The following is a 25,866-nucleotide window of genomic DNA, read 5'->3' on the forward strand; positions in this document are numbered from 1 at the left end:
ACAGTGTATGAATACAGGAAAGACTCCGAGAGTGCATATAGGAGAGAGGGAGGCAGTCCGATATGGAAAAGCAGGATATAAAATCAATGACGCAGGAGGAACTGCGTGCCTTTTTGGTGAGTCTGGGCGAAAAACCATTCCGGACCGCCCAGATCTATCAGTGGATGCATGAAAAACTGGCATCTTCCTTTGACGATATGACAAACCTTTCCAAGGTACTCCGGCAGAAGCTGCAGGACGCGTGCGAGTATGTATCACTGGAAAAGGTACGGGTGCAGATTTCGCAGATCGATGGAACCCGCAAGTACCTGTTCCGCCTCGCGGACGGCAATGTCATCGAGAGTGTCCTGATGCGTTATAAGCATGGAAATTCCGTTTGTATTTCCTCGCAGGTGGGGTGTCGGATGGGCTGCCGTTTCTGTGCTTCGACCCTGGACGGCCTGGAACGGAACCTGCGCCCGTCGGAGATGCTGGACCAGATTTATCAGATTCAGCGCGATACAGGCGAACGCGTTTCCAACGTGGTTGTGATGGGATCGGGTGAACCGCTGGACAATTACGATAACCTGATCCGCTTTATCCATCTTTTGACGGAGGAAGGCGGACTGCATATCAGTCAGCGGAATGTGACGGTTTCCACCTGTGGGCTGGTTCCGAAGATCCGGGAGCTGGCAGATCAGGGACTGACCATCACGCTGGCACTTTCTCTGCATGCGCCGAATGACGAGGTGCGGAAGAGCTTGATGCCGATCGCGCGTACATATGCGTTAAAGGATGTATTGGCGGCCTGTCATTACTATTTTGAAAAAACGGGACGCCGCATGACGTTTGAGTACAGTCTGGTGCAGGGAGTCAACGACAATCTGGACGAGGCGCGCGAGCTGGCGGCGCTGATTCAGGATCAGCACGGGCATGTGAATCTGATTCCGGTCAATCCGATCAAGGAGCGCTCTTATGTACAGTCGGGACGGAAAGCGATCGAAGCATTTAAGGGATGTCTGGAATCCAAGGGAATCAATGTGACAATCCGGCGCGAGATGGGGCGCGACATAGACGGTGCCTGCGGACAGCTCCGGAAGAGCTATATGGATAAAGAGCAGGAGAAAGAAGGTGCGGCAGTCAAATGAAAGCATACGCACTGACGGATATCGGAAAAACGCGTAAGGTCAATCAGGATGCTCAGTTTGCCAGCACGGAGCCGGTGGGAGAACTTTCCAACCTGTTTGTCGTGGCGGACGGAATGGGCGGTCATCAGGCGGGAGATTTTGCTTCGCGCTATCTGATCGAGCATATGCCGGAATATATCAAAGAGAGTGGTGAGAATGAGCCGGTCGCGGCGCTTCGAAAGGGGATCGAGGCAGTCAATCAGGAACTTTATATCCTTTCCTGTGAGCGCGAGGAGCTTGCCGGCATGGGAACAACGCTGGTAGCGGCTTCAATTCAGGGAAATACACTCTATGTGGCAAACGTGGGGGACAGCCGTCTCTACCGGATTGAGCGCTCCGGCATTCATCAGATTACCCGGGATCATTCCTACGTGGAGGCGATGGTCTCGCTGGGACAGATGAGCCGCGGCAGCCGGGAATATGAGACGAAGAAAAATATCATTACCCGCGCAGTCGGGATCGGTGGGCATGTGGAGCCGGATTTCTTTGAGGTTTCACTGAACCCGGGCGATTACGTACTGCTGTGTTCGGACGGGTTAACCAATATGGTGGATAATTCAGCAATTTACCGGATGGTGCTTCTGCCGGGAACCCTGGACACCAAGGCAAGGGCGCTCACGGCGCTCGCAAACCAGAACGGCGGGAAAGATAATATCGCGATCATATTGATTGACCCGCAGATCAAGGAGGTGAGAGAATCATGATGCTGAAACCGGGAACTTATCTGCAGGATCGCTATGAGATCCTCTCACTGATTGGCACGGGCGGCATGTCAGAGGTGTATCAGGCAAAATGCCACACTCTGAACCGTCTGGTGGCGATCAAGGTTTTAAAGGATGAGTACAGCCAGGATGCGAATTTCGTCAGCAAATTCAAGATGGAGGCGCAGGCGGCGGCAGGGCTTTCCCATCCAAATATTGTGAGTGTTTATGACGTTGTGGATGAGGGCAGTCTTCATTATATCGTCATGGAACTCATCGAGGGAATCACGCTGAAAAGCTACATTCTCAAGAAAGGTCATCTGGGCGTCAAAGAAACGATTGGAATTGCCATCCAGGTAGCGCAGGGGCTGGCAGCGGCACATGACCAGCATATTGTGCACCGGGACATCAAACCGCAGAATATGATTATCTCGCGTGACGGCAAGGTGAAGGTGGCGGATTTCGGTATTGCCAGAGCTGTATCGTCCCAGACGATTGGGGTCAATGCGGTCGGTTCCGTGCATTATATCTCGCCGGAGCAGGCAAAAGGAAATTATAGTGACGGACGAAGCGATCTGTATTCACTGGGAATCACGATGTATGAGATGCTAACAGGAAAACTTCCGTTTGACGGGGATACCCCGGTTTCAGTGGCACTGGCACATCTGGAAGAACCGGTGCAGCCGCCGAGCCGCATCAACCCGGAGGTGTCGGCAAGCCTGGACCGCATTATTTTAAAATGTACCCAGAAAAAGCCGGAACGCCGTTACCAGAATGCGTATGAGCTGATCGCGGATCTGCGCCATGCGCTGGTGGATCCAAACGATGATTTTCTGAAAAAAGAACCGGAATTTGATGAAAATTCCCCGACAGTCGTGCGCGGGGCCGAGGAACTGAACCGCCAGATGGATGCACAGAGAAATCGAAATCTGGAACAAACGATGGAACATCCGGCAGTGAGTGAAAAGACCGGACCGGTTCCGACAGAAAATGAACGTGGTGAGGTAGTCTGGAAAGAGCCGGAACAGCCGGAGAAAGAGATAGAAGGTTGGCAGGAAGAAGAGACGGATGTCTATGAGGAAGAAACCTCAAGGCGCCCGGACCGTAGACGGAAGGGACGCCGTATAGAAGAAGACAGCGAGGATGTCAATCCGCAGATGGAGCGCCTGCTTACGATGATTGGAATCGGTGCAGCCGTATTGATTGTGGTGGTTGTGATTGTCATTGCTGCGAAGTTGACAGGCATCTTTAATCTGGGATCTGGTAGTCAGAAGCATCCGAAGACGACCGTTGAAGCTTCTTCGGAGGCGTCTGAGAGCGAGAGTCTGGAATCAACGGAGTGCAGGGTTCCGTCACTGGACGGCATGACGGAGGATGGGGCGAAGACAGCATTGGAAAAGCAGTCGTTGAAAATCCGTTATGAATATGCAAAGTCGGAAACCTCTGAAAAAGGGAAGGTCATCGGTCAGAGTATTGCCAGCGGCACGGTTGTCTCGAAACAGACGGAAGTTATCGTCACGATCGGAGAAGGCAATGAGGCAATAGATTTGACGAAACTTGGACTGGAAGAGATGTCCGGCGAGGATGCGGAGACGCTTCTGGCAGAAGAAAATAAACTGACCGTAGTAGTGCAGAAAGAGAGCAGCGATACGGTTGCCTCCGGTATAGTGATCCGATACAGTCCGTCCAGCGTGGATCCGGGCGGCACGGTGACGCTGTATGTCAGCACAGGTCCGAACGTACCGACGGTACCGATGCCGAGGATTACAGGGCTTTCAGAGGAAAATGCAAAAGTTGTTCTGGAAGCGGTCGGATTAGGGCTTGGCGAGCGCAAGGAAGCGAAGAGTTCAGAAGTGGCAAAGGGCAAGATCATCAGTCAGGATGTCCTGGAGAAAACAGATACACCGGAGGGAAGTGCCATTGGCTATACAGTCAGTCTGGGAAAAGGAACCCGCTATGTGGCGGCGATCAACGATGAATTTCAGATGAGTGAACTGTTTGGACCAAGTTCCGGAGATACGCATATCCGCGTCAGTATTGTGATGAAGCAGACGATTGCCGGCAATACTGTGACTAAGACGGTCATGGAACCGAGGGAGATCGGCGGGAATATCACACTTCCGATTCATTATAATATCGAGGGAGCGGACGGTGTGCAGACAGGCGAGCTGCAGATCCTCGATCTGACGAACGATAGGGTTCTAAAAACGTATCAGCTTGAATTTGTGGAAGTTTCAGATAATTAATAAGAGGTAGTTGTAAGGTACAGGTATGCAGGGAAAGATAATTAAAGGGATCGGCGGTTTCTATTATGTACACGACGGTATTGGAAAGGTATATGAATGCCGGGCAAAGGGGATTTTCCGAAATCGCGGCATCAAGCCGCTGGTAGGCGATGACGTGGAGATCAGTGTTCTCGATGAGGAGAAGGCGACAGGCAATCTCGACGAGATCCTTCCTCGTAAAAACCGTCTGATCCGCCCGGCGGTTTCAAATGTTGATCAGGCGGTGGTGGTTTTTGCCATCACCGATCCGATGCCAAATTTAAACCTTCTCGACCGCTTCCTCGTAATGATGGAACGGCAGGAAGTTCCGGTCAGCATCTGTTTCAACAAGATCGATCTGGTCGATGCAGCCGAGCAGGAGAAGCTGCGTGCGATCTATGAACCGGCGGGCTATCCGGTGCATTTTATCAGCACCTACGAAAAATCAGGGCTGGAGGAGTTTCATCGGTTGATCATTGGGAAAACAACGGTCTTAGCAGGACCTTCGGGTGTCGGAAAATCGTCGATCACAAACTTTATCCAGCCGGAGGCACAGATGGAGACTGGCGGTATCAGTGAGAAGATCCGCCGGGGCAAACATACGACGCGCCATTCAGAACTGTTTTTCGTGGAAGAGAGCACCTATATGATGGATACGCCGGGATTCAGTTCTCTCTATATCGAGGATCTGGAGCCGGAGGCGCTCAAGGACTTTTTCCCGGAATTTGAGCCATATGAGGATGAATGCCGTTTCTTGGGCTGTGTCCACATTGGCGAGCGCGAATGCGGCGTCAAGACGGCGGTGCAGGAGCATAAGATCGGGCAGAGCCGGTATAACAATTACCGTTTGATGTATCAGGAATTAAAAGAGAAAAAGAAATACGGCAGAAGCAGCCGTTGACAAGAAATTGGGAGGAAAGAACCATGATTATATTATCACCTTCGATTCTGGGGGCAGATTTTACGAAGCTGGGAGAGCAGGTCGCTGAGGTGGACAAGGCAGGCGCGCAGTACATCCATCTGGATGTGATGGATGGCGCGTTTGTGCCGAGTATCTCCTTTGGAATGCCGGTAATTAAGAGCCTGCGCCCGGTGACGGATCGTGTGTTTGACGTACACATGATGGTGGAAGAACCGGGACGTTATGTAGAGGATATCAAAAAAGCGGGGGCGGATCTGATCTGTGTGCATCAGGAAGCCTGTCTTCATCTGGACTGCACGATCGCGCAGATCCGTGAGGCAGGGCTGCAAACAGGTGTAGCGTTAAATCCGGCGACCCCGGTCGAGACACTGGATGTTATTTTGCCGGAGGTGGACATGGTTCTTCTGATGACGGTCAACCCGGGATTTGGCGGTCAGAAATTTATTCCATATACGGTAGAAAAAATCAAGAAGCTGCGCGCAATGTGCAGCGAGAGGGGACTTTCCACCCGCATTGAGGTGGACGGAGGAATCACGCCGGACAATGTGCGGACGGTATTGGAGGCAGGAGCCGATGTGATCGTGGCGGGAAGCGCCGTATTTAAGGGAAACCCGGCTGGGAATGTAAAAACATTTTTAAATATTTTTCAGGAATTTGAACAGGGATGATGAAGATGAAGCGTTGTTTGATTGTGACAGGCGGAACGATTGATATTGCGTTTGCGAAAGATTTTCTCTCACAGCGCTCGTATGACTATGTAATTGCGGCAGATGCGGGGCTGGAGGTTCTGCGCCCGCTGCATATTTCTCCGAATGCGGTGGTCGGCGATCTGGACACGGTGGATAAAAAGGTTCTGGAAGAATATCAGAACCAGCCGGACATCGAATTTGAGATCCATAAACCGGAGAAGGATGAGACGGATACGGAGCTGGCGCTTTTGACGGCGGCGCGCCAGGGCTGTGAGGCAGTTGATATCCTGGGGGCGCTGGGCGGCCGTATGGATCACGCCATCGGCAATATCCAGCTGATGTATCAGTTTTTCTGCCAGGGAATGGAAGTGAATATTTATGATGCCCGCAACCGCCTGTATCTTCTGGGCGGGCATAAGGTATTTCACCGGGAAGAGGTGTATGGAAAATACATTTCGTTCCTGCCGATGACCGAGACTGTCGAGGGACTGACGCTGCGGGGATTTAAATACCCGCTCCAGCGGCGGACGATCGGGCTGGGGACGAGTCTCTGCATCAGCAATGAACTCAAACGGGAAGAGGGCATTCTGGAGCTGGAGAGAGGTGTCCTTTTGTGCGTGGAGGCACATGATTAATCAGGATAAAAAAGTGGCAAGTTATAACTGACCTGCTTAAAATGATAAAAACTGTATGTTTTTCAGGGGACAAGATTGTGCTATGATGAGTCCAATAACAAGGGAGGATGAAACATCATGGCAAACAAATCAAATCAGGCTTACAAGATCGCGATGGTCGGTCTGCTGGCAGCTCTCTCCTATGTCGTATTTACATACGGACAGGTGAAGATCACACTTCCGGGCGGCGATGCAACTTCCATTCATCTGGGAAATGCAGTCTGTGTCATCGGGGCACTCTTAGTCGGCGGCTTTTACGGCGGTTTGGGAGGTGCTATCGGCATGACGATAGGTGACCTTCTCGATCCGGTTTATATTGTATATGCACCGAAGACATTTATCTGCAAACTCTGCATCGGACTGATCGCCGGATTCGTAGCACATCGTCTGGGCAAGATTGACCGGAGCACCGATAAGAACCACATCCTTGGTTTTACGATTGCAGCAGCGGTGGCAGGTCTTTTATTCAACGTCATTGCAGATCCGCTGATCGGATATTATTATAAACTCTGGATCATTGGTAAACCGGCGGCAGAGCTCACACTTGCATGGAATATCGCAGCGACTTCGATCAATGCGGTGACATCTACGATTGCGTCTGTTGTTATATATATGGCAGTTCGTCCGGCACTCCGCAAGGCAGGTTTTCTGGATGCATTGTCTGTAGAAGCGAGAGCATAAGGCAATTTATCTCAGTCGAGAAGAATTAAAATGAAATACATACAGGAGACTGTGGTTGGGCAGAATGGGAAAAACATCTGTCCGGGCGCAGTCTCCTTGTTGCGTCATTGGAGTGTGCGGCTTATGAAACACAAATGTATAGATACACGCTTGTAGAAACCAGAATCATGCTGCAGGCAGTCGTATCTGCCGCGAGAATATGTTAGATTATAAAGTTGCTTAAAATGATGTTGGGGTCAAAAGACGTTTTGACCCCTCTGATACCAGATTGCTCCGCACTATATGCTCCCGCAATCTTCGAAAACATTCGTAATTCGCTCATTTTTCTTTGAAAAATGGCTACTTACTCATGTTTTTGGCGGGTTCCAAGGTCAAAAATTCTCCTGCAAGCAAGCTTGCGTCGAACTTCTGACCTTTTGACCCTGGTATCTTAAAATTAAGAAAATGAGGAAAAATTATACATGGAAGGAATTCAGAAGAAAATAGCGGTTTTAAATGACCTGTCAGGCTACGGGCGCTGTTCGCTGACGGCGGCGATGCCGGTTATCAGCGCCCTCAAGGTACAGTGCTGTCCGGTGGTGACGGCGGTGCTGTCCAATCACGCGGGATATCCGGAATGCTATATGGATGATTATACCGATCGGATGGAGGCATACCTGGAGCCGTGGCGGAAGATGGGATTTGAGATGGACGGAATCATGACTGGATTCTTAGGTTCTGCCAGACAGGCGTCGATCGTGGCAGATTTTATCCGGGATTTCAAACGGGAAAATACGCAGGTTTTGGTAGATCCGACGATGGGCGACCACGGACATCTCTACAGCGTCTGTGACGAGGATCTGATCGAGGCGATGCGGGAGCTGATGCAGTATGCGGACGTTGTCACGCCAAATCTGACGGAAGCCTGTGCCCTGACGGACACGCTGTATCAGGAAAATGGATGGAGTAAGCGCAAGCTCTCAGATCTGACCTGGAAGCTTCACCTTTTGGGCGCGCGGTCAGTCATTTTGACGGGCGTGGTCAAGGGCAAACAGATCCTCAACGTGATCCATGAGCGCGGCAAGGAGCCGGTCTTTCATGCAACTAAATTTGTGGCGGGCAATTACCACGGAACCGGGGATGTCTTTGCAGCAGTCATCGGTGCCAGCATGGTGCGAGGTGTGCCGATGGAGGAAGCCGTCAGACGGGCGGCAGCTTTTACAAAAAAATGTGTGGAAAAGACAGAAGAACTTGGTGCCCCGGAGCAGGACGGACTGTGCCTGGAGGCGTGTCTGTCCTATTTGACGAAGTTGAGTTAAATATAATGGGGCAGTCTATCCTGTTTTGTATAAAGAAGAACAGAGGTTACAGTTCACGGGTAGGCACTTTTGGAACCGAAAGTGCCGTAAGAAAACGTGGTGGCAGCAGGAATTTGCCGTATTTAAATGCGAAGCCACGGCAAATTCCGCTACTGTTCACGTATGCGTGAACAGTAACGAACAGAGGAACTCTTGAAACAGGGCTTTTCATTCGTACAAAGTTGTAGTATAATTATAACTAGTTTTCGTGCAGTTAATTGCATAACAGTAGGAGGAAGATATGTTAGATCTTAAATTCGTCAGAGAAAATCCTGACATTGTAAAGCAGAATATTAAAAATAAGTTCCAGGACAAGAAAATTCCGCTGGTAGATGAGGTAATTGAGCTGGATGCCAAGAACCGTGCAGCGAAGAAGGAAGCAGATGATCTGCGTGCAAACAAGAACAAGATTGCAAAACAGATCGGCGCTCTGATGGGTCAGGGAAAGAAAGAGGAAGCAGAAGAGCTGAAGAAACAGGTAGCAGAGCAGTCTGCCCGCCTGTCTGAGCTGGAAGAGCAGGAGAAGGATCTTGGCGAGCGCATCTTAAAGATTATGATGACCATCCCGAACATCATTGATCCGAGTGTTCCGATCGGTAAAGACGACAGCGAGAACGTAGAGATCGAGCGCTTCGGCGAGCCGGTTGTACCGGATTTCGAGATCCCGTACCACACCGAGATTATGGAGAAATTTAACGGCATCGATCTGGACAGTGCCAGAAAGGTAGCTGGAAATGGTTTCTATTACCTGATGGGCGATATCGCAAGACTTCATTCTGCTGTTATCGCATATGCAAGAGATTTCATGATTGACCGTGGATTTACCTACTGTATCCCGCCGTTCATGATCCGCAGCAATGTTGTAACCGGCGTTATGAGTTTCGATGAGATGGATGCGATGATGTACAAGATCGAGGGCGAGGATCTTTACCTGATCGGTACCAGCGAGCACTCTATGATCGGTAAATTCATTGATACCGTAGTTCCGGAGGAAGAGCTTCCGAAGACACTGACCAGCTATTCTCCGTGTTTCCGTAAAGAGAAGGGCGCTCACGGCATCGAGGAGAGAGGCGTATACCGCATCCACCAGTTTGAGAAACAGGAAATGATCGTAGTCTGCAAACCGGAAGACAGCAAGATGTGGTATGACAAACTGTGGAAGAACACCGTGGACCTGTTCCGTTCCATGGATATTCCGGTTCGTACTCTGGAGTGCTGCTCCGGAGACCTGGCTGATCTGAAAGTAAAATCCGTTGATGTAGAGGCATGGTCCCCGCGTCAGAAGAAATATTTCGAGGTTGGAAGCTGCTCCAACTTAGGTGATGCACAGGCAAGACGTCTGAAGATCCGTGTCAACGGCAAAGACGGCAAATACTTTGCACACACCTTGAACAACACTGTAGTAGCTCCGCCGCGTATGCTGATCGCATTCTTAGAGAACAACCTGCAGGCAGACGGTTCTGTCCGCATTCCGGAGGTTCTGCGTCCGTATATGGGTGGTAAGAGCGAGATTCGCTAAGTTCATTTGAGTCCAGTAAAAAAACGCCATGGGTTGTGTGCCTGTGGCGTTTTTTACTGGACTCATTGTGAATTGCAGAAATATAGACATTGTCTTTTTTCAGGCAGCATTATGATGGCAGTTCTTCCAGCTGATTCGACGGCGTCGCCATCATCGAATAATTCGTATGATAAATCACAAATCCCGGAGCAGCGCCCGCTACTTTTTTGACCTGCTTTTTCTGTACATAATCGATCTCAACTTTTTCATTTTCCCGTCCCTTGGAATAGTAGGCAGCCAGCCCGGCGGCTTCCTCGAAGGTGCGGTCCGGAAGCTCTTTTCCTTCGGATTTCACAATGACATGGGAACCCGGAATTCCTTTTGCGTGGAACCACCAGTCATTTCCAGTCGCGATCTTGAAGGTCAGCTCCTCATTCTGGTAGTTGTTTTTGCCGACGTAGATATGGAATCCGTCGGAGGAAAGGTAGTGGAATGGGCGGCTTGTGATTTTTACTTTCTTTCCAGCCGGACCGTGCTTTTTGATGAAGCCATATTCCGTCAGCTCCTGCTTGATCTGGGTCAGATCTTCCTCCTTTAAGGCAATATCGAGGGAGGTACTGATGGATTCGAGGTGCTCGATCTCCTGCTTCGTCTCCTCAATGAGCTGGCTCTGAGCCTCGAAAGTACGTTTGAGTTTTCCATATTTGTCAAAATACTTCTGCGAATTTTCGCGGGCGGTCAGCTGCGGGTCAAGCGGGATCTTGACCTCTTTTCCTGTGTAGTAGTTCGTGCAGACAAGTTCTTTTTCGCCGCCGGTCAGCTCATAACCGTAGGTGTTTAACAGCTCGCCGTAGAGCTTGTATTTATCCCGTTTTTCGGTGTCCTTTAACTGTTTCTGCTGCAAATCGTATTTTTTATAATTGCGCTCCAGGGCAGTCTGGACGATCCGGCGCAGATCCGAGGATTTCTGGCGGATTCGTGTGATGACGTTCTTGGACGCATAGTAGGTCTCCAGCACTTTACTGATCGAATCAAAGTGTTCGACCTGATATTCCGGCGGGAACGAGGTCAATGGGAGAGCGGCAAATTCCATTGGCTCATCTTCACGGTATACGATGCAGGGCGAGAACTGTCCATTTTTGATGGATTCCATTGCCAGTTCCAGCGTGTGACCGAGGTGCGTGCGCTCCAGCTCATTCAGTTCCGATGCGGGGCGGTCGGCATCAATCGATGCCTCATAGCAGAATTCTTCTGCCATGACCGGGCTGATACCGGTGAAATTCGTGTAAATGGCTTTTCCTGCCGGTGCCGGTGACTGTGCCAGAATGGCGGCGAAATCATCGGCAGATGCAGTCAGCGGATCCTGCTTTGCGACCGTCTGCGGGAGGAAATATTGCCGTCCCGGCAGAACCTCGCGCACGGAGCTGACCTGCACGGAGATATGTTTGATACTGTCGAGGATCGTGCCGTCAGGGCTGCAGAAAATGATATTGCTGTATTTCCCCATCAGTTCGACGATAAGCAGCTTGCGGCAGAGGTCACCCATCTCGTCCAGATGTTCGATCTCAAAATGAATACAGCGTTCCAGACCCGGCTGGCTGACCGACACGATGCGTCCGCTTCCGATGTGCTTGCGAAGCAGCATGCAGAAATTCGGGGCAGTCATCGGTCCCTGCTTGTTGGTATCCGTCAGATATGCCAGCGGAAGACTTGCGTTGACCGAGAGAAGAAGTCGTTTCGTCTCCCGGAAGTTCTTTATGGTAAAAAGAAGTTCATCGCGCTCGGTCTGCGTGATCTTTGCGATCTTGCCGCCGGTAAGCGCGTCACTAAACTCCTTAACCAGGTTTGCGATTACAATTCCGTCAAATGCCATGGTTTTGGTGCTCCTTTATTTGTGTAGTATCTACTATTATAATGAAAGAAGACACGAAAAACAATCACTTTTAAATTCGGTTGACGCTTGCGGCGATTTGCATTATAATACCATTATCTATGGATGAAAGAGAGAGGCGTCACTATGCTTAAAAGTATGACTGGATTTGGCCGATGCGAGATGGCAACGGATGAATATAAGATTTCTGTGGAGATGAAGGCGGTAAACCACCGTTACCTGGATCTCAGCATTAAGATGCCGAAGAAATTTAATTACTTTGAGGCGGCGATTCGCGCGCAGCTCAAGAAATACATTCAGCGGGGAAAGGTAGATGTCTTTATTTCCTATGAAGATTATACGGATGAGAAGATGTCCTTAAAGTACAATCGTTCCCTGGCCGGCGAGTATATGGATTATTTCCGTCAGATGGCGGACGAGCTTGGAATTCCGAATGACGCAACGGTGATGCGTCTTGCACGGTGTCCGGAGGTCTTTACGATGGAGCAGGCGCCGGAGGACGAGGAGCATATGTGGCAGATTCTCGAAAAGGCGATCGGCGAGGCGGCAGAGAAATTTGTCGAGACACGCACACGCGAGGGTGAGAATCTGAAACAGGATCTGCTTGGCAAGCTGGACTATATGGTAACGCTGGTCGATCAGATTGAAGAACGTTCCCCGAAGATCGTGGAAGAATACCGGGCGAAACTGGAAGATAAGGTGAAAGAGCTTCTGGAAGGAAGCAGCGTCGATGAAGGCCGGATTGCGGCAGAGGTTGTGATTTTTGCAGATAAGATCTGCACCGATGAGGAGACGGTCCGCCTGAGAAGCCACATTGAGGCGACCCGCAAGGAGCTGACGGCGGGCGGAAGCGTCGGACGTAAGCTGGATTTCATTGCACAGGAGATGAACCGCGAGGCGAATACGATTCTTTCCAAGGCAAACGATCTGGAGGTTTCCGATTGTGCGATTGCACTCAAGACAGAGATCGAGAAAGTCAGAGAGCAGATTCAGAATATTGAATAGCCGATCATGCTGGAAGAGGTATTCACGGAAGGCTGCCGTTGGCGGTGAAAATACGGAGAATATGAAATATTGTAATAATAGATAGAATTTAGAAAGCAGGCGAAATATATGGATAATCAGGGAGTACTGGCAGTTATATCCGGATTTTCAGGGGCAGGCAAGGGAACATTGATGCGTGCATTGCTGGAGCGGTATGACAATTATGCCCTTTCCATCTCCGCGACCACCCGCGCACCGCGCGAGGGCGAGGTTGATGGAAGAGAGTATTTCTTTAAGACCCGGGAAGAGTTCGAACAGATGATCGAACACGATGAGCTGGTCGAATACGCCCAGTATGTCGGAAACTATTACGGCACACCGAAGGAGTATGTGTTTTCCAACCTGAAAGCGGGCAAGGATGTCCTTTTGGAGATTGAGATTCAGGGTGCCCTGAAAATCAAGAAGAAATTCCCGGAGGCAGTTCTCATTTTTGTCACGCCGCCGAGTGCCGGGGAGCTTAGAAACCGGCTGGCAGGTCGTGGAACCGAGACACCTGAGAAGATTGCCGCACGGCTTTCGAGAGCAGCGGAGGAGTCCAAGCAGATGGATGACTACGATTTCATTCTGGTGAATGATGAGGTAGACCGCTGTGTAGAAGAAATGCACGCACTGATTCAGGCGATGCATGCCAGAACAGAAAATCACAAGACTTTGATTGAAAAAATAAAAGAAGAGATGAAGCAATTCTGAAAGGAGAAAGATGTATTATGATGCTGCGTCCGTCATATCTTGACTTAATTAATGTTGTAAACAAAGAGGCTGAGCCGGGGAAAGAACCGCTGATTCAGAGCCGTTACTCCATCGTAATTGCGACTGCAAAGCGTGCAAGACAGCTGATCGCCGGTGATGAGGCACTGGTCATTGAGAATGGAAGAAAACCGCTTTCGATCGCGATCGACGAGCTGTACCATTCTAAGGTTAAAATTGTAGCAGAGAACGATTCCCCGGAGGAAGAGGTCTAAAAGGTGACAGAAGACCGTCCCGTGTTCATTATGTACATGGAGATGGTCTTTTCTTAGATATAGAGTAACTGTTCAGTAGGTCTGCGCATCTACTGCGCTGACCGTACGAAAACATGGGCCAGCAGGCAAAAATCCCATTGCCGTAGGCAATTTTTAATGGATTTTTGCGCGTGACTGTGAAGGTACTGAACAGTTACGATATAGAATTTTTGTGACGGTTCAAATCGATTATGGTTACAGAAATTTTTTAAATATGGTATTAGGAGAGAATTGAATGAAATTACTTTGTATATCCCTTGGCTGCGATAAAAACCTGGTTGATGCAGAGCGTATGCTGGGTTCGCTGAGCCAGGACGGGTACACGTTTACCGATGACGAGCAGGAGGCAGATGTCATTCTGGTCAATACCTGCTGCTTTATCAACGATGCCAAGGAGGAGAGTGTCAACACCATCTTAGAGATGGCAGAGTACAAAAAGAGCGGAACCTGCAAGGCGCTCTTAGTCAGCGGCTGTATGGCACAGCGTTACAAGGAAGAGATCCTGCAGGAGGTGCCGGAGGTGGACGGTATTCTCGGTACGACCAGCTATGATGAGGTCAGCAAGGTGCTGGCGGAGGCGCTGAAGGGTAAGAGGGTATCTGATTTCCACGATTTGTCCGAACTTCCGGAGACGAAGATGCGGAGCAAACGTCTGGTGACGACCGGCGGACATTATGCTTTTTTAAAGATTTCCGAGGGCTGTAACAAACGGTGTACCTATTGTATTATCCCGTCCCTGCGTGGACCGTACCGCAGTGTGCCGATGGAGCAGCTTCTCGCAGAGGCAAAGGAGCTTGCGGATCAGGGTGTGAAGGAACTGATTCTTGTCGCACAGGAGACGACGCTTTACGGCGTGGATTTGTATGGAGAGAAGACCCTGCCGAAACTTTTACATGAACTGGCACAGATCGATGGAATCGAATGGATCCGTATCCAGTACTGTTATCCGGAGGAGATCACCGAGGAGTTGATTCAGGCGATCAAGACGGAAGAAAAAGTCTGTCATTACCTGGATATTCCGATCCAGCACGCGAGCGATGCCGTTCTCAAGCGGATGGGACGCCGCACGAATCAGGCGGAGCTTCGGGAGCGGATCGCGCATCTGCGGGAAGAGATCCCAGATATTGCACTCCGCACGACCTTAATTTCCGGTTTCCCGGGTGAGACACAGGAGGATCATGAGGAACTGATGCGGTTCGTCGATGAGATGGAATTTGACCGCTTGGGCGTGTTTGCATACTCTGCAGAAGAGGACACACCGGCAGCCGGATATCCGGATCAGGTACCGCAGGAGGTCAAGGAAGACCGCCGCGACGAGATCATGGAGCTGCAGCAGGAGATTGCCTTTGAGAAAGCCGAGGATATGAAAGACCGTGTGCTTGAGGTTATGATCGAGGGAAAAGTGGCAGACGAGAATGCTTTCGTGGGACGTACCTATAAGGACGCGCCGAACGTAGATGGTTTGATTTTTGTCAATGCGGATGTTCCGCTGATGTCCGGCGATTTCTGCCGTGTCCGCGTAACGGGAGCACTCGAATATGATTTGATAGGAGAGTTGGCTGATGAATTTACCGAATAAGCTTACGACGCTTCGCGTCATCATGATTCCGTTTTTTGTGTTTTTCCTTCTCTGGCAGAATGGTGAAAACTATACCTTCCGTATGATTGCACTGGCACTGTTTATCATAGCCAGCCTGACCGATCTTCTGGATGGAAAGATTGCCAGAAAGTACAATCTGGTTACGAACTTTGGAAAATTTATGGATCCGCTCGCGGACAAGCTTCTAGTGTGCTCGGCGCTCATCTGCCTGATTGAGCTGAATGCGCTTCCAGCCTGGATGGTTATCATCATCATCAGCCGGGAGTTTATCATCAGCGGATTCCGTCTGATCGCCTCGGACAACGGAGTTGTCATCGCCGCCAGCTATTGGGGCAAATTTAAGACGACGTTTCAGATGGTATCGGTGGTGTTGTTGATTCTGGATATTCCGGCGCTTGCGTTTGTCACGACGATCTGTGTCTGGATCGCGCTGGTGCTGACGATTGTGTCACTTGTTGATTATATTTACAAGAATCATAAAATACTGACAGAAGGGAGTATCTGATATGATAGTCGAACTGATCTCGGTAGGAACAGAGCTGCTGCTTGGCAATATCGTCAATACCAATGCGCAGTATTTATCGGAAACGTGTGCAAAGCTGGGGCTTAACGTCTATTACCAGACGACGGTAGGGGACAACCGGGAGCGCATGACAGAAGTCTTCCGGACGGCGCTCTCAAGAGCCGATCTCGTTATCATCGGCGGCGGTCTGGGACCGACGGAGGATGATATCACGAAGGATGTCTGCGCGGAGCTGATGGGAATGCCGTTAGTCGAGGATCCGGAGGTGCGGGCACATCTGGAGGACTGGTACCGGCAGCGCAAGCGCACCGATATTCCGGATAGCAACTGGCGTCAGGCGCTGGTGCCGGAGGGCGCGGTGGTATTTTCCAACACAAACGGCACAGCTCCGGGACTTGCCCTGGAGAAAAACGGTAAGACCGCGATTCTTCTTCCGGGACCGCCGAACGAACTGTATCCGATGGTGGAAGATCAGGTTTGTGCTTATATTCAGAAACGATCTGACTGTGTGATCTATTCCCAGATGCTCAAAATCTGCGGATACGGGGAGAGCAAGGTGGAGGAAATGCTTCTCGACCTCATCGACCAGCAGACGAACCCGACGATTGCGACCTATGCAAAGACGAAAGAAGTACATCTGCGCGTGACCGCGAGAGCCGAGAGCGAAGACGCGGCAAAACAGCTGTTAAAACCGGTTATCAAAGAGATCAAGAAACGGTTCGGTAATGCGGTTTACACGACGGATGAGCATGAGAATCTGGAGGATGTCGTTGTCCGCCTCTTAAAGAAATACGACCTGACTGTGACAACCGCAGAGTCCTGCACAGGCGGTCTGATCGCCGGACGCATCGTCAACGTGCCGGGGGCTTCAGAGGTCTTTAACGAGGGATACGTGACGTATTCCAACAAGGCAAAGAAAAAGATCCTGGGCGTCAGTAAGGCGACCCTGAAAAAATACGGCGCGGTCAGCGAACAGACGGCGCGTGAGATGGCTGCAGGCGGTGTATTTACGACGGATGCGGATGCCTGTATCGCTGTGACCGGCATCGCCGGACCGGACGGCGGAACCGAGGAGAAACCGGTGGGACTCGTCTATATCGCATGTTATATGAAGGATAAAGTCAAAGTAGAGGAATACCATTTCCGCGGAAATCGCGAGAAGGTGCGTGAGCAGACGGTGATTCAGGCGCTGGATCTGCTGAGACGGTCGATTATTAAGAATTATAAAAAAGATTGATCATGTAAAGGAGGGAGAGCTGACAGGCGGGGAGAAATAGCCGGAAATGTGCTGTTTTTAGAGCGCCATGGATCGGGCTCTCCTTTTTTAGGAGGCGGGGACGATGATTTGGTATAAATATCTGTATCTGGGAGAAACTGCTAAAAAGCATCGTTTTTCGATTCTACAGAAACTCCGCCTCGGAAAGGTACAGCCGGGCGTTCACGTGATCACGCCTGCCTCAGGCGGACACAACCTGCTTGATATCCTGCCTGCCTATGTGCTCCGGCAGAATTATTACCGGGAGCAGGCGGATCTGCTGATCGTAGGGGTCGGCGCGGGCTACCAGGATGCCGTGGAGACGGTGGGGCGGATTGTGGATGAGACGTACCGCGAGACGGGTGGATTTGATGTGAAGACGTATCTGAGAGAGAAGGAAGACAGGCTGAGGAAAAAGAGGTAAGTATTTTGCAGCCTTTGATGAAGTTTTTTTGGACTGAAAATGTCTTTTGACCCCAACATCATATGATACAGAGCTGATACATGAATTTGTCAATGAAAGAATAAGAAGTGGGAGGGGATGGATTGCTGCATATTTTGTTCATAATCTTGAAAATACTCGGAATCCTGCTTCTTGTCATTCTGGGACTGTTGTTTCTGTGCCTGCTGGCGGTTTTATTTGTCCCGATTCGATACCGGGGGAACGGAAGCTACCACAGTATCAAGGATTTTGGCGTGCATCTGCATATCCATTGGCTGCTTCATGCGGTGTCGCTGCGGATTGCTTATGAAAATGGGCTTCGATATGCGGTTAAGTTGTTTGGATTCCGGATTTTCGGGAGTGAGAGTGAAGAGAAAGATACGGAATCTGGGCGTGTGCGGGAAGGCACGCAGGCAGCGGATTCGGATGAGCTGGAATTTGTAAATGCGCAGGAGAAAACAGAGGATGATGATTTAGACACCGGTGAACTGATTTTGCGGGCGGAAGCAGCATCGGAGAAGACAGACGCCGCGATCGAGAAAGCGGAGGAAACTGCCAGGCTGCTGGAGGAGGCGGTGAAGAGACGGAGTGCGCAGAGGGAGGCGGAAATGTCTCAAGCTGTGAAGAATGCAGATGCATTTCCAGATGTGAAGGAGGCGGGAGTGTCCGAGGCAGAAGGAGAAACGCATCGGGCAAAGAATGAATTAAAATCAAATCCCAGCCAGGAAAAGCGTGAATCGTTCCTTCATAGAATCATTAGCTGGTTCAAACAAAAATGGAGCGCCCTGCGGCAATCCCTCTCAAAGCTGCTTACCCGAATCAACAACCTGGAGCACAAACGCCAATCCGTCCTTGCATTTATAGAAAATGAAGAAAATCAGAAGTCATTTCGCCTGATCAAACGCCAGCTCATGCGAGTTCTGCGGCATATATTTCCCAGAAAGCTGTCCGGGCAGTTTACGTTTGGCGTGGAGGATCCTTATTTGATGGGACAAATTTTGAGTGTGGCGGCTTTTTTGTATCCAGTTTACGGAAAGAAGATTGATTTGACTCCGGTCATGGATGCAAATGCGCTGGACGGGGAGCTTTCGTTCCGGGGCAGAGTCCAGATTGGCGTGCTGGCATTGATGGCGCTTCGGATCTGGATGGATAAGAATGTACGGACACAGGTTTATAAATATAGAAACCGAGGAGGAAGATAATATGGCAGACAATCAGTTTGCATCGACAATCGGTGCATTATTTCAGGGTATGGATGAGTTCGTCACGACGAAGACAGTCGTGGGAGAGCCGGTGACAGTTGGCGATGCGATTATACTTCCACTCGTGGATGTAACCTGCGGCATGGCGGCGGGCGCGTTTGGTCAGTCGGCGAAAGAGAAGAATGCGGGCGGCATGAGCGCTAAGATGACGCCGAGCGCGGTGCTGGTCATTCAGAATGGCATGACGAAGGTGGTCAATATCAAGCATCAGGATGCATTGACCAAGGTTCTCGACATGGCACCGGATCTCGTCAATAAATTTGTCGGCGGAAGCACCGGACCGATCGATGCGGAGACGATGCAGACAGCTGAGAAAATGGCGGGCGAGATGGAAGAGAAGAAATAAAGAAATTAAAATCAAAACGCTTCATAGAATGATCATAGCACACGATCGAATGCCAAATGTCTCTGGCAATGATCGCCTGCTATTTAACTTCTTTTGAAAACAGACATTTCAGAGAGGTATCATTCTATGAAGCGTTTATTTGGTTTAGTTCTTTTTTCAATGGGATTTGGCATGACCCTGGTGCTCATTTTCCCAAAGAATTTTCTATGGGTCAGCATCGCCATTTCTCTGATGATTGTCGGGTACAATATGTTTTGCCGATGAGATTCTATGCTTTTTCAAGCGGCAGAATCACTGTAAAGCAGCTACCCTCGTCCACCTGGCTGGATACCTCGATGGTACCGTGCATCAGGTCGATGATCCGTTTCGTGATGGAAAGTCCCAGCCCGTTGCCCTTTTCATTGGGATCAGAGTTCCTGCTGTAAAATTTTTCAAAGATCCGTTTCATCGTGGCGTCATCCATGCCGACGCCGGTATCGCGGATGGAGACACGCACCTTATCTCCTGTGATAACGAGTTTGGCAGAAAGCATACCGCCAGCCGGGGTGAATTTGATGGCATTTTGCAGGAGATTGATCCAGACCTGCTGCAGCATCTCACAGTTGCCGTGAAACTTGCACGCCGTCAAATCAATGTCGAGATTCAGATGCTTTTTCTCCCAGAGCGGTTCCAGCAGAAGAATCGCCTGCCGGATTTGTTCGTCGAGGCTGAACGTCGTGCGGCCAGTCACGATCTCCTGCTTTTCCAGGCGGGAAAGCAGAAGAATGTTGCCGGTCATCGTGGTGAGCTGGCGCGTGCTGTCGATGATGATGCGCGTGTATTCATTCCGGTCCGCTTCTGAGAGAGATGGATCCTGCAGCAATGTCGCATAGCCCTCGATGGCGGCGAGCGGTGTCTTGAACTCATGGGAAACCGTGGTCACGAAATCATTTCGCAGCGATTCGATGCTGTTTAACTCCTGCACCATACGGTTAAAATTGTCGGTTAGTTCACAGATCGCCTGCAAAGACTTCGAATTTGGTACATGAACAGAAAAGTCTCCGTCTGCTACCTGCTTAGCGGCAAGGCTTATGGAACCGATCGGGCAGAGGATTTTCGACCAGAGGAACAGCGACAGCGCGATACTGAACGCAAGGCTGCTCAAAAATGACATCAGACGCGGAAAATTCGGACCGAAAATCCGAAAAACTTCGTGTTTATCTGTTCCGCTTGTGAGCAGCGAGACAAAATATCCAGTCAGCATCGGTATCAACGAGGACACCAGGAAGAAAAAGACCAGGAGGGTCAGCCAGTAGAGTGGAATCTGGAAATATTTGGTAAAGTTCTTGCTGATCATGCTTCTGTTTTCACCGCCTTATAGCCGAGACCCCGCACGGTCATGATGATAAAATCATCGCAGTTTTTAAACCGTTCGCGCAGCCGGTTGACATGCACATCGACCGTCCGTTCGTCGGTTGTCGAGTCAAGCCCCCAGATTTCGTCCATGAGCTGCTGCCTCGTGAAAATCTTATTTGGATAAGAAAGTAATTTATATAGAAGATAAAATTCTTTCTGCGGCAGAAGTGTCTCCTGCCCGTTGACCGTGACCGTCAGTGCATCGTAGTCGAGAATCGTATTTTGGCAGACAATCCGATGCTCCGTCGCGATCTTGGCGCGTTTGAGCAGGGCGCCAACCCGCAGAACCATCTCATTGACATCGATTGGCTTCACCATGTAGTCATCCGTGCCTGCCTGAAAGCCGCGCTGCTTGTCTTCGAAGCGCTCTTTGGCGGTGATAATCAGGATCGGCATCGTAAATCCACTCGTCCGCAGGTGATCAATCAGTTCATATCCGTCCATTCCGGACATCATAATATCCGAAATAATGAGATCTACATATTCAGAATCTAAAAGAGATAATGCTTTTTCGCCGCTTTCTGCCGGAAGCGCCAGATAACCATTGTTGGTGAGTACCGTGCAGAACAGGGAACGCAGTTTCGCATCATCTTCTACCACGAGAATGTGAAACATATCCGTAAAACCTCCCTATAATTTAATTAAAAAGATGTAATATCATAAGTACTCATAGTATACCACATAAGTTTAAACTGATTGTGAACGGTGCAACACATTTTTTTCACGGTTCGTTTACATTCAGTTTATATGTAGTTGAAACTCGTTTAAAAATGGGATGTTATACTAGGGACAATTAGGAAAAACCAGAAAGGAATATGCGAAATGAGTAAACAATCTTCTCTGATGGAAGCGGCAAAGCAGAATAAAAAGAAAACAGCCATCATCGCGGTGGTGGTGGTGCTCGTACTTGCGGCACTTTTTATGCGTTTCAAGGGTGGCAGCAAAGGAGGTTCAGGCGGCGGTCCGGGCGGTCCAGGCGGTATGCAGGACACGCAGATGGACAATGTGGCGACGGTTGCGGCTGAGAATCCAAAGAGCGGAACGATTGAGCGGACAACCAGCACATCCGGTACTGTCGAGGCATCGGACGTTGTCTATGTCTATGCGAAGGCATCCGGCGATGTGACGGGTGTCAACGTCAGCGTCGGTGATATGGTGACAGCGGGTCAGCTTCTCTGTACGATCAATACCGAACAGGTTGAGACGGCGAAAAATGCGATGGACTCCGCCTCTGTTAACCTGACCGAGGCACAGAGCAATTTAAGCCGTATGCAGCTTCTTTATCAGGGAGGAGATATTTCTGATCAGGAATGGGAGCAGTATCAGAACCAGGCGAAGACGGCACAGTTAAATTATGAATCGGCAAAATTAAACTACGATCGCCAGGTGGAATACAGTTCCGTGACCGCACCGATCTCCGGCAAGATTGAGACGATGGATATTGATGTATATGATCATGTCAACCAGCAGGCGCAGCTCTGCGTTATCTCCGGTGAGGGAGATAAACGGGTATCGTTCTTCGTATCCGAGCGTGTTATGAGCAACTTAAACCAGGGCGACGCGATGACGATTGTAAAAGATGGAACGACTTATGATGGTGTGATTACCGATGTCAGCAGCATGGCGGACGAGAGCAACGGTCTGTTTAAGATAAAGGCAGAGCTGCCGGAGGCGAACAGCCTTTCAACGGGAAGTACTGTCAAGGTAACAGTAACTTCTGAGCGTGCAGAGAATGTCATGACCGTGCCGGTAGATGCAATCTACTATGATAACGGCGTTGGAAATGTCTATGTTTACCAGGATGGAACGGTACATAAAGTGGAAGTCGAAGTGGGGCTTTATAATACAGAGCTGGCGGAGATCAAGTCGGGGCTGACGGCAGATGATCTCGTCATCAGTACATGGAGTTCCCAGCTTTATGAGGGTTCAACTGTTAACTTAAAGGGTGAAGAAACAGATGCGGCAGCAGCGGATGAAGCTGGAAACCAGAAAGCCGATGCCCCGGCAGGCTCTGAAAATGGACAGAAAGCGGGCGCTCCGGCAGATGGCGGAAACGATCAGCCTGCGGGTGGTGCAGGTGCTCCGAACGATGCAAAAAATGGACAGAAACAGTAGGACAGGAGGAATGTAAGACATGGGAGTAACGAAATATATCCTGAAACATCCGGTTACTACTGTCATGGCTCTGTTGTGTCTGGTTGTATTCGGTATTTCATCGGTCTTTTCGGCAAAGCTGGAGCAGATGCCGGATATGGAGACGCCGATGCTGATTATCATGGCAAATTATTCAGGCGCAGGACCGGAGGATATCAGCGAGCTGGTAACCGAACCGATCGAGGATGCGATCGGCACGCTGGAGGGCGTGGACACGATTTCCTCCACATCGAGCGATGGACGTTCGATGGTCATGCTTCAGTACGATTACGGCACCGATATGGATGAGGCGTATGACAACTTAAAGCAGAAACTGGACAATATCCAGCGGGAGCTGCCGGATGATGTGGAACCGAGCGTTATGTCGATGAACTCCAATCAAGGAGACAGCATGATGCTTTCGATTGCACATAAAACGCAGACAAACCTCTACGATTATGTGGATCAGAAGATAGTACCTGAATTAGAGCGAATTTCTTCAATTGCAAACATTGAGACGCGAGGTGGTTCTTCTAAGTACGTCAGCATTGAATTACAGTCTGAAAAAATGGATCAGTACAATCTGACCATGCAGGATGTTGCGAGTGCGATCAGCGATGCGAACGTGGCATCCCCGTCGGGTGAGGCAGATGCCGGAAACCTGGAGCTTTCCGTTACTACCTCCTTAAAAACAGAACAGGTAAATGAGCTGCGGGATATTCCAATCAAGACGTCGGCAGGACAGATTATTTCTCTGTCGGATGTGGCAAATGTGTATGAGGCAACGAAAGACCGGGGCGGCATTTCCCGTTACAACGGTCAGGAGACGATCTCCATTTCGATTCAGAAGCAGCAGGACAGCACAGATATGGAAGTGTCCTCGGCTGTCAAAGAGAAAGTTGAAGAATTGATGGCAGATGATTCGGATCTGACGATCACGGTTGCAAATGATACATCTGACACGATTCTTGATTCCTTAAAAGACGTAGCAGAGACAATGGTTCTGGCGGTTATCATCTCCATGTTCATCATTTTCCTGTTCTTTGGCGATTATAAGGCGTCCCTGATCGTCGGAAGCTCGATTCCGACTTCGATTTTGATGTCCTTGATTGCGATCACGATGGCAGGATTTTCGTTGAATGTTATCACGATGAGTGCGCTGGTACTCGGCGTCGGCATGATGGTCGATAACTCGATCGTTGTACTGGAGAGCTGTTTCCGTGCAACGGCGGAGCAGGAAGACAAGGGGGCGCTTGGCTATTTTTCAGCAGCGCTTCACGGAACCGGCATTGTCATCAACTCGATCATCGGTTCGACGATCACGACCTGTGTCGTATTCCTGCCGCTGGCATTCTTAAACGGTATGACCGGACAGATGTTCAAGCCGCTGGGATTCACGATCGTGTTCTGTATGTCGGCGTCCCTGCTTTCTGCGATGACGGTGGTTCCGCTGTGTTATCTGTTCTATAAACCGAGCGAGGCGAAGCGCGCCCTGATGGGACGTCCGATTGAACGTTTACAGAAATGGTACCGCGGCATCATGGACCGTCTGTTAAACCACAAGGCGATGGTTATGGGATTTTCGGTTCTGGTACTTGTACTGACGGTAATTCTGGCGAGCGGAATGCAGACGGAGCTGATGACATCGGATGATACCGGTACGGTCAGCGTCAGCATAGAGACGCGTCCGGGGCTGAAACAGGAAAAGATCGAGGAGGCACTGGCAGAAGCGGAGGCGATTGTTTCCGCGAGCGACCAGGTTGATTCGTACATGCTGCGTTACAACGGAGACAGCGGCGAGATCAGTGCCTATCTGAAAGATGACCGTACCATGAAAACAGACGATGTAGCCGATCAGTGGCAGAAAGAGATGGATAACATTGCAAACTGTACGATCGACGTATCGGCATCGACTTCCATGAGCTTCATGGGAAGACAGCGCGGCTATGAAGTGATTCTTCACGGCACGCAGTATGATGAATTAAAAGAAGTTAGTGATAAGATTGTCAAGGAAATGACAGCAAGAACGGATGTCATCAACATCCATTCCAGTATTGAGAATAATGCACCGATCATTACCCTGAAGATTGATCCAGTCATGGCAAAGGCGTATGGACTCACGGCTTCCAGTATCGGAACGACGATCAACCAGATGTTGAGTGGTATCGACGCGACGACACTTAAAATTGACGGCGAGGACATTACGGTAACGGTTGAGTATCCGGAGGGCGAGTACGAGACAGTTGATAACATAAAAGATATTATTTTGACGGGAACAAACGGACAGAAGGTGGCGCTGACCGATGTGGCAAATGTCGTATTTGAGGACAGCCCGGCTTCGATTTCCAGAACCGACGGTGCATATGAGATCACAATCTCAGCCGATTACACCGGTGATAATGTACAGCAGCAAATCAACAGTGAGGTAATTACTCCGAACTTAAGCGGTACAATCAGCATTGGGCAGAACAGCCGTGACCGTATGATGAAGAGTGAGTTCAGCTCCCTGTACCGCGCGATTGCGATTGCAGTCTTCCTGGTATTCGTTGTCATGGCGGCACAGTTTGAGTCTGTGAAGTTTTCCATCATGGTTATGACGACCATTCCGTTCAGTTTGGTTGGTTCCTTCGGATTACTGAAGCTGACCGGCGTCAGCATCAGTATGACGTCCCTGCTTGGCTTCCTGATTCTGGTCGGAACTGTTGTAAATAACGGTATTCTCTACGTGGATACGGTCAACCAGTATCGCTCCACGATGGATCTGCGGACAGCGCTCATCGAGGCAGGTGCGACCCGTATCCGACCGATTCTGATGACAAGTATGACAACCATCCTCGCGATGATCCCGATGGCACTGGCAATCGGAAGCAGCGGTTCCACAACACAGGGTCTGGCGATCGTAGATATCGGCGGTCTGAGCGTAGGTGTGATTGTCGCGCTCTTCATGGTCCCAGTATATTACGCACTGCTGAGCCGGAAACCGAAGGAAGAGATACCGGATGTGGATTAGATATAGGTTAATTGAAAAAATATTGTAGGAAA

The 25,866-nt window shown here is 50.0% G+C and carries 23 protein-coding genes; 20 read left to right on the forward strand and 3 right to left on the reverse strand.

Going from position 1 to position 25,866, the window contains the following annotated elements:
* Positions 1-62 precede the first annotated feature (62 nt).
* The 9 genes from rlmN (at position 63) to serS (ending at position 9,953) form a co-directional block, all read left to right on the forward strand.
* Positions 63-1,127 (forward strand): 23S rRNA (adenine(2503)-C(2))-methyltransferase RlmN, encoded by a 1,065-nt coding sequence (rlmN, locus tag DWY89_RS00600; RefSeq protein WP_022358690.1) that lies wholly within the window; start codon positions 63-65, stop codon positions 1,125-1,127.
* Positions 1,124-1,870, forward strand: a complete 747-nt coding sequence (locus DWY89_RS00605; protein WP_118523376.1) for a Stp1/IreP family PP2C-type Ser/Thr phosphatase — start codon at positions 1,124-1,126, stop codon at positions 1,868-1,870. Before rlmN ends, DWY89_RS00605 begins: the two co-directional genes overlap by 4 nt.
* Positions 1,867-4,113, forward strand: coding sequence for a Stk1 family PASTA domain-containing Ser/Thr kinase (pknB, locus tag DWY89_RS00610; RefSeq protein WP_118523375.1), 2,247 nt, complete (start codon positions 1,867-1,869; stop codon positions 4,111-4,113). Before DWY89_RS00605 ends, pknB begins: the two co-directional genes overlap by 4 nt.
* Before the next feature lie 25 nt (positions 4,114-4,138).
* A complete protein-coding gene (rsgA, locus tag DWY89_RS00615) occupies positions 4,139-5,032 on the forward strand; it encodes a ribosome small subunit-dependent GTPase A (protein ID WP_118293191.1) in 894 nt (297 codons plus the stop codon).
* A gap of 23 nt (positions 5,033-5,055) precedes the next feature.
* Positions 5,056-5,721, forward strand: coding sequence for a ribulose-phosphate 3-epimerase (gene rpe, locus DWY89_RS00620; RefSeq protein WP_118523374.1), 666 nt, complete (start codon positions 5,056-5,058; stop codon positions 5,719-5,721).
* A 5-nt stretch (positions 5,722-5,726) separates the two neighbouring features.
* Positions 5,727-6,377, forward strand: a complete 651-nt coding sequence (locus tag DWY89_RS00625) for a thiamine diphosphokinase (protein ID WP_107000407.1) — start codon at positions 5,727-5,729, stop codon at positions 6,375-6,377.
* Between the two features lie 117 nt (positions 6,378-6,494).
* Positions 6,495-7,097, forward strand: a complete 603-nt coding sequence (locus DWY89_RS00630) for an ECF transporter S component (RefSeq protein WP_022360276.1) — start codon at positions 6,495-6,497, stop codon at positions 7,095-7,097.
* Between the two features lie 461 nt (positions 7,098-7,558).
* Complete coding sequence (locus DWY89_RS00635; RefSeq protein ID WP_118472671.1) at positions 7,559-8,395, forward strand: pyridoxamine kinase; 837 nt, start codon at positions 7,559-7,561, stop codon at positions 8,393-8,395.
* A 280-nt stretch (positions 8,396-8,675) separates the two neighbouring features.
* A complete protein-coding gene (gene serS / locus DWY89_RS00640) occupies positions 8,676-9,953 on the forward strand; it encodes a serine--tRNA ligase (RefSeq protein ID WP_022360274.1) in 1,278 nt (425 codons plus the stop codon).
* Positions 9,954-10,062: 109 nt separating this feature from the next.
* On the opposite strand, the gene DWY89_RS00645 is transcribed toward serS, so the two are convergent.
* Positions 10,063-11,805: an NFACT RNA binding domain-containing protein gene (locus tag DWY89_RS00645; protein ID WP_118293189.1), complete on the reverse strand. Its 1,743-nt coding sequence runs from the start codon at positions 11,803-11,805 to the stop codon at positions 10,063-10,065.
* Between the two features lie 144 nt (positions 11,806-11,949).
* On the opposite strand from DWY89_RS00645, the gene DWY89_RS00650 reads away from it, so the two are divergent.
* From DWY89_RS00650 to DWY89_RS00690, 9 genes are all read left to right on the forward strand, one after another.
* Entirely contained in the window at positions 11,950-12,828 is an 879-nt protein-coding gene (locus tag DWY89_RS00650; protein WP_118468641.1) for a YicC/YloC family endoribonuclease, read from the forward strand.
* Positions 12,829-12,936: 108 nt separating this feature from the next.
* Positions 12,937-13,557 carry a guanylate kinase gene (gene gmk, locus DWY89_RS00655; RefSeq protein WP_022360271.1) on the forward strand — a complete coding sequence of 207 codons (621 nt, stop codon included), beginning with the start codon at positions 12,937-12,939 and terminating at the stop codon, positions 13,555-13,557.
* Between the two features lie 17 nt (positions 13,558-13,574).
* Positions 13,575-13,829: a DNA-directed RNA polymerase subunit omega gene (gene rpoZ / locus DWY89_RS00660; RefSeq protein WP_022360270.1), complete on the forward strand. Its 255-nt coding sequence runs from the start codon at positions 13,575-13,577 to the stop codon at positions 13,827-13,829.
* Between the two features lie 274 nt (positions 13,830-14,103).
* Entirely contained in the window at positions 14,104-15,447 is a 1,344-nt protein-coding gene (gene rimO / locus DWY89_RS00665; protein WP_118523373.1) for a 30S ribosomal protein S12 methylthiotransferase RimO, read from the forward strand.
* Positions 15,431-15,973, forward strand: a complete 543-nt coding sequence (gene pgsA / locus DWY89_RS00670) for a CDP-diacylglycerol--glycerol-3-phosphate 3-phosphatidyltransferase (RefSeq protein WP_117795511.1) — start codon at positions 15,431-15,433, stop codon at positions 15,971-15,973. Before rimO ends, pgsA begins: the two co-directional genes overlap by 17 nt.
* Before the next feature lies 1 nt (position 15,974).
* Positions 15,975-17,228 (forward strand): competence/damage-inducible protein A, encoded by a 1,254-nt coding sequence (locus DWY89_RS00675; protein WP_106999954.1) that lies wholly within the window; start codon positions 15,975-15,977, stop codon positions 17,226-17,228.
* 103 nt (positions 17,229-17,331) lie between these two features.
* Positions 17,332-17,670 carry a hypothetical protein gene (locus DWY89_RS00680; protein WP_118524285.1) on the forward strand — a complete coding sequence of 113 codons (339 nt, stop codon included), beginning with the start codon at positions 17,332-17,334 and terminating at the stop codon, positions 17,668-17,670.
* Positions 17,671-17,792: 122 nt separating this feature from the next.
* Positions 17,793-18,890 (forward strand): hypothetical protein, encoded by a 1,098-nt coding sequence (locus tag DWY89_RS00685; RefSeq protein WP_118524286.1) that lies wholly within the window; start codon positions 17,793-17,795, stop codon positions 18,888-18,890.
* A 1-nt stretch (position 18,891) separates the two neighbouring features.
* Positions 18,892-19,296 carry a GerW family sporulation protein gene (locus DWY89_RS00690; protein ID WP_022360264.1) on the forward strand — a complete coding sequence of 135 codons (405 nt, stop codon included), beginning with the start codon at positions 18,892-18,894 and terminating at the stop codon, positions 19,294-19,296.
* Positions 19,297-19,564: 268 nt separating this feature from the next.
* On the opposite strand, the gene DWY89_RS00695 is transcribed toward DWY89_RS00690, so the two are convergent.
* Together DWY89_RS00695 and DWY89_RS00700 are read right to left on the reverse strand one after the other, a co-directional pair.
* Entirely contained in the window at positions 19,565-20,632 is a 1,068-nt protein-coding gene (locus DWY89_RS00695) for a HAMP domain-containing sensor histidine kinase (RefSeq protein ID WP_118293186.1), read from the reverse strand.
* Positions 20,629-21,306, reverse strand: coding sequence for a response regulator transcription factor (locus DWY89_RS00700; RefSeq protein WP_022360261.1), 678 nt, complete (start codon positions 21,304-21,306; stop codon positions 20,629-20,631). Before DWY89_RS00700 ends, DWY89_RS00695 begins: the two co-directional genes overlap by 4 nt.
* Before the next feature lie 207 nt (positions 21,307-21,513).
* Between DWY89_RS00700 and DWY89_RS00705 the strand changes: the two genes are divergently transcribed.
* Together DWY89_RS00705 and DWY89_RS00710 are read left to right on the forward strand one after the other, a co-directional pair.
* Positions 21,514-22,806: an efflux RND transporter periplasmic adaptor subunit gene (locus tag DWY89_RS00705; RefSeq protein WP_243022642.1), complete on the forward strand. Its 1,293-nt coding sequence runs from the start codon at positions 21,514-21,516 to the stop codon at positions 22,804-22,806.
* A gap of 19 nt (positions 22,807-22,825) precedes the next feature.
* Positions 22,826-25,834, forward strand: coding sequence for an efflux RND transporter permease subunit (locus DWY89_RS00710; protein WP_118524287.1), 3,009 nt, complete (start codon positions 22,826-22,828; stop codon positions 25,832-25,834).
* Positions 25,835-25,866 lie beyond the last annotated feature (32 nt).

Origin of the sequence: Clostridium sp. AF27-5AA (assembly GCF_003478415.1) — a bacterium.
In the GTDB taxonomy this organism is placed as follows: domain Bacteria; phylum Bacillota; class Clostridia; order Lachnospirales; family Lachnospiraceae; genus Otoolea; species Otoolea fessa.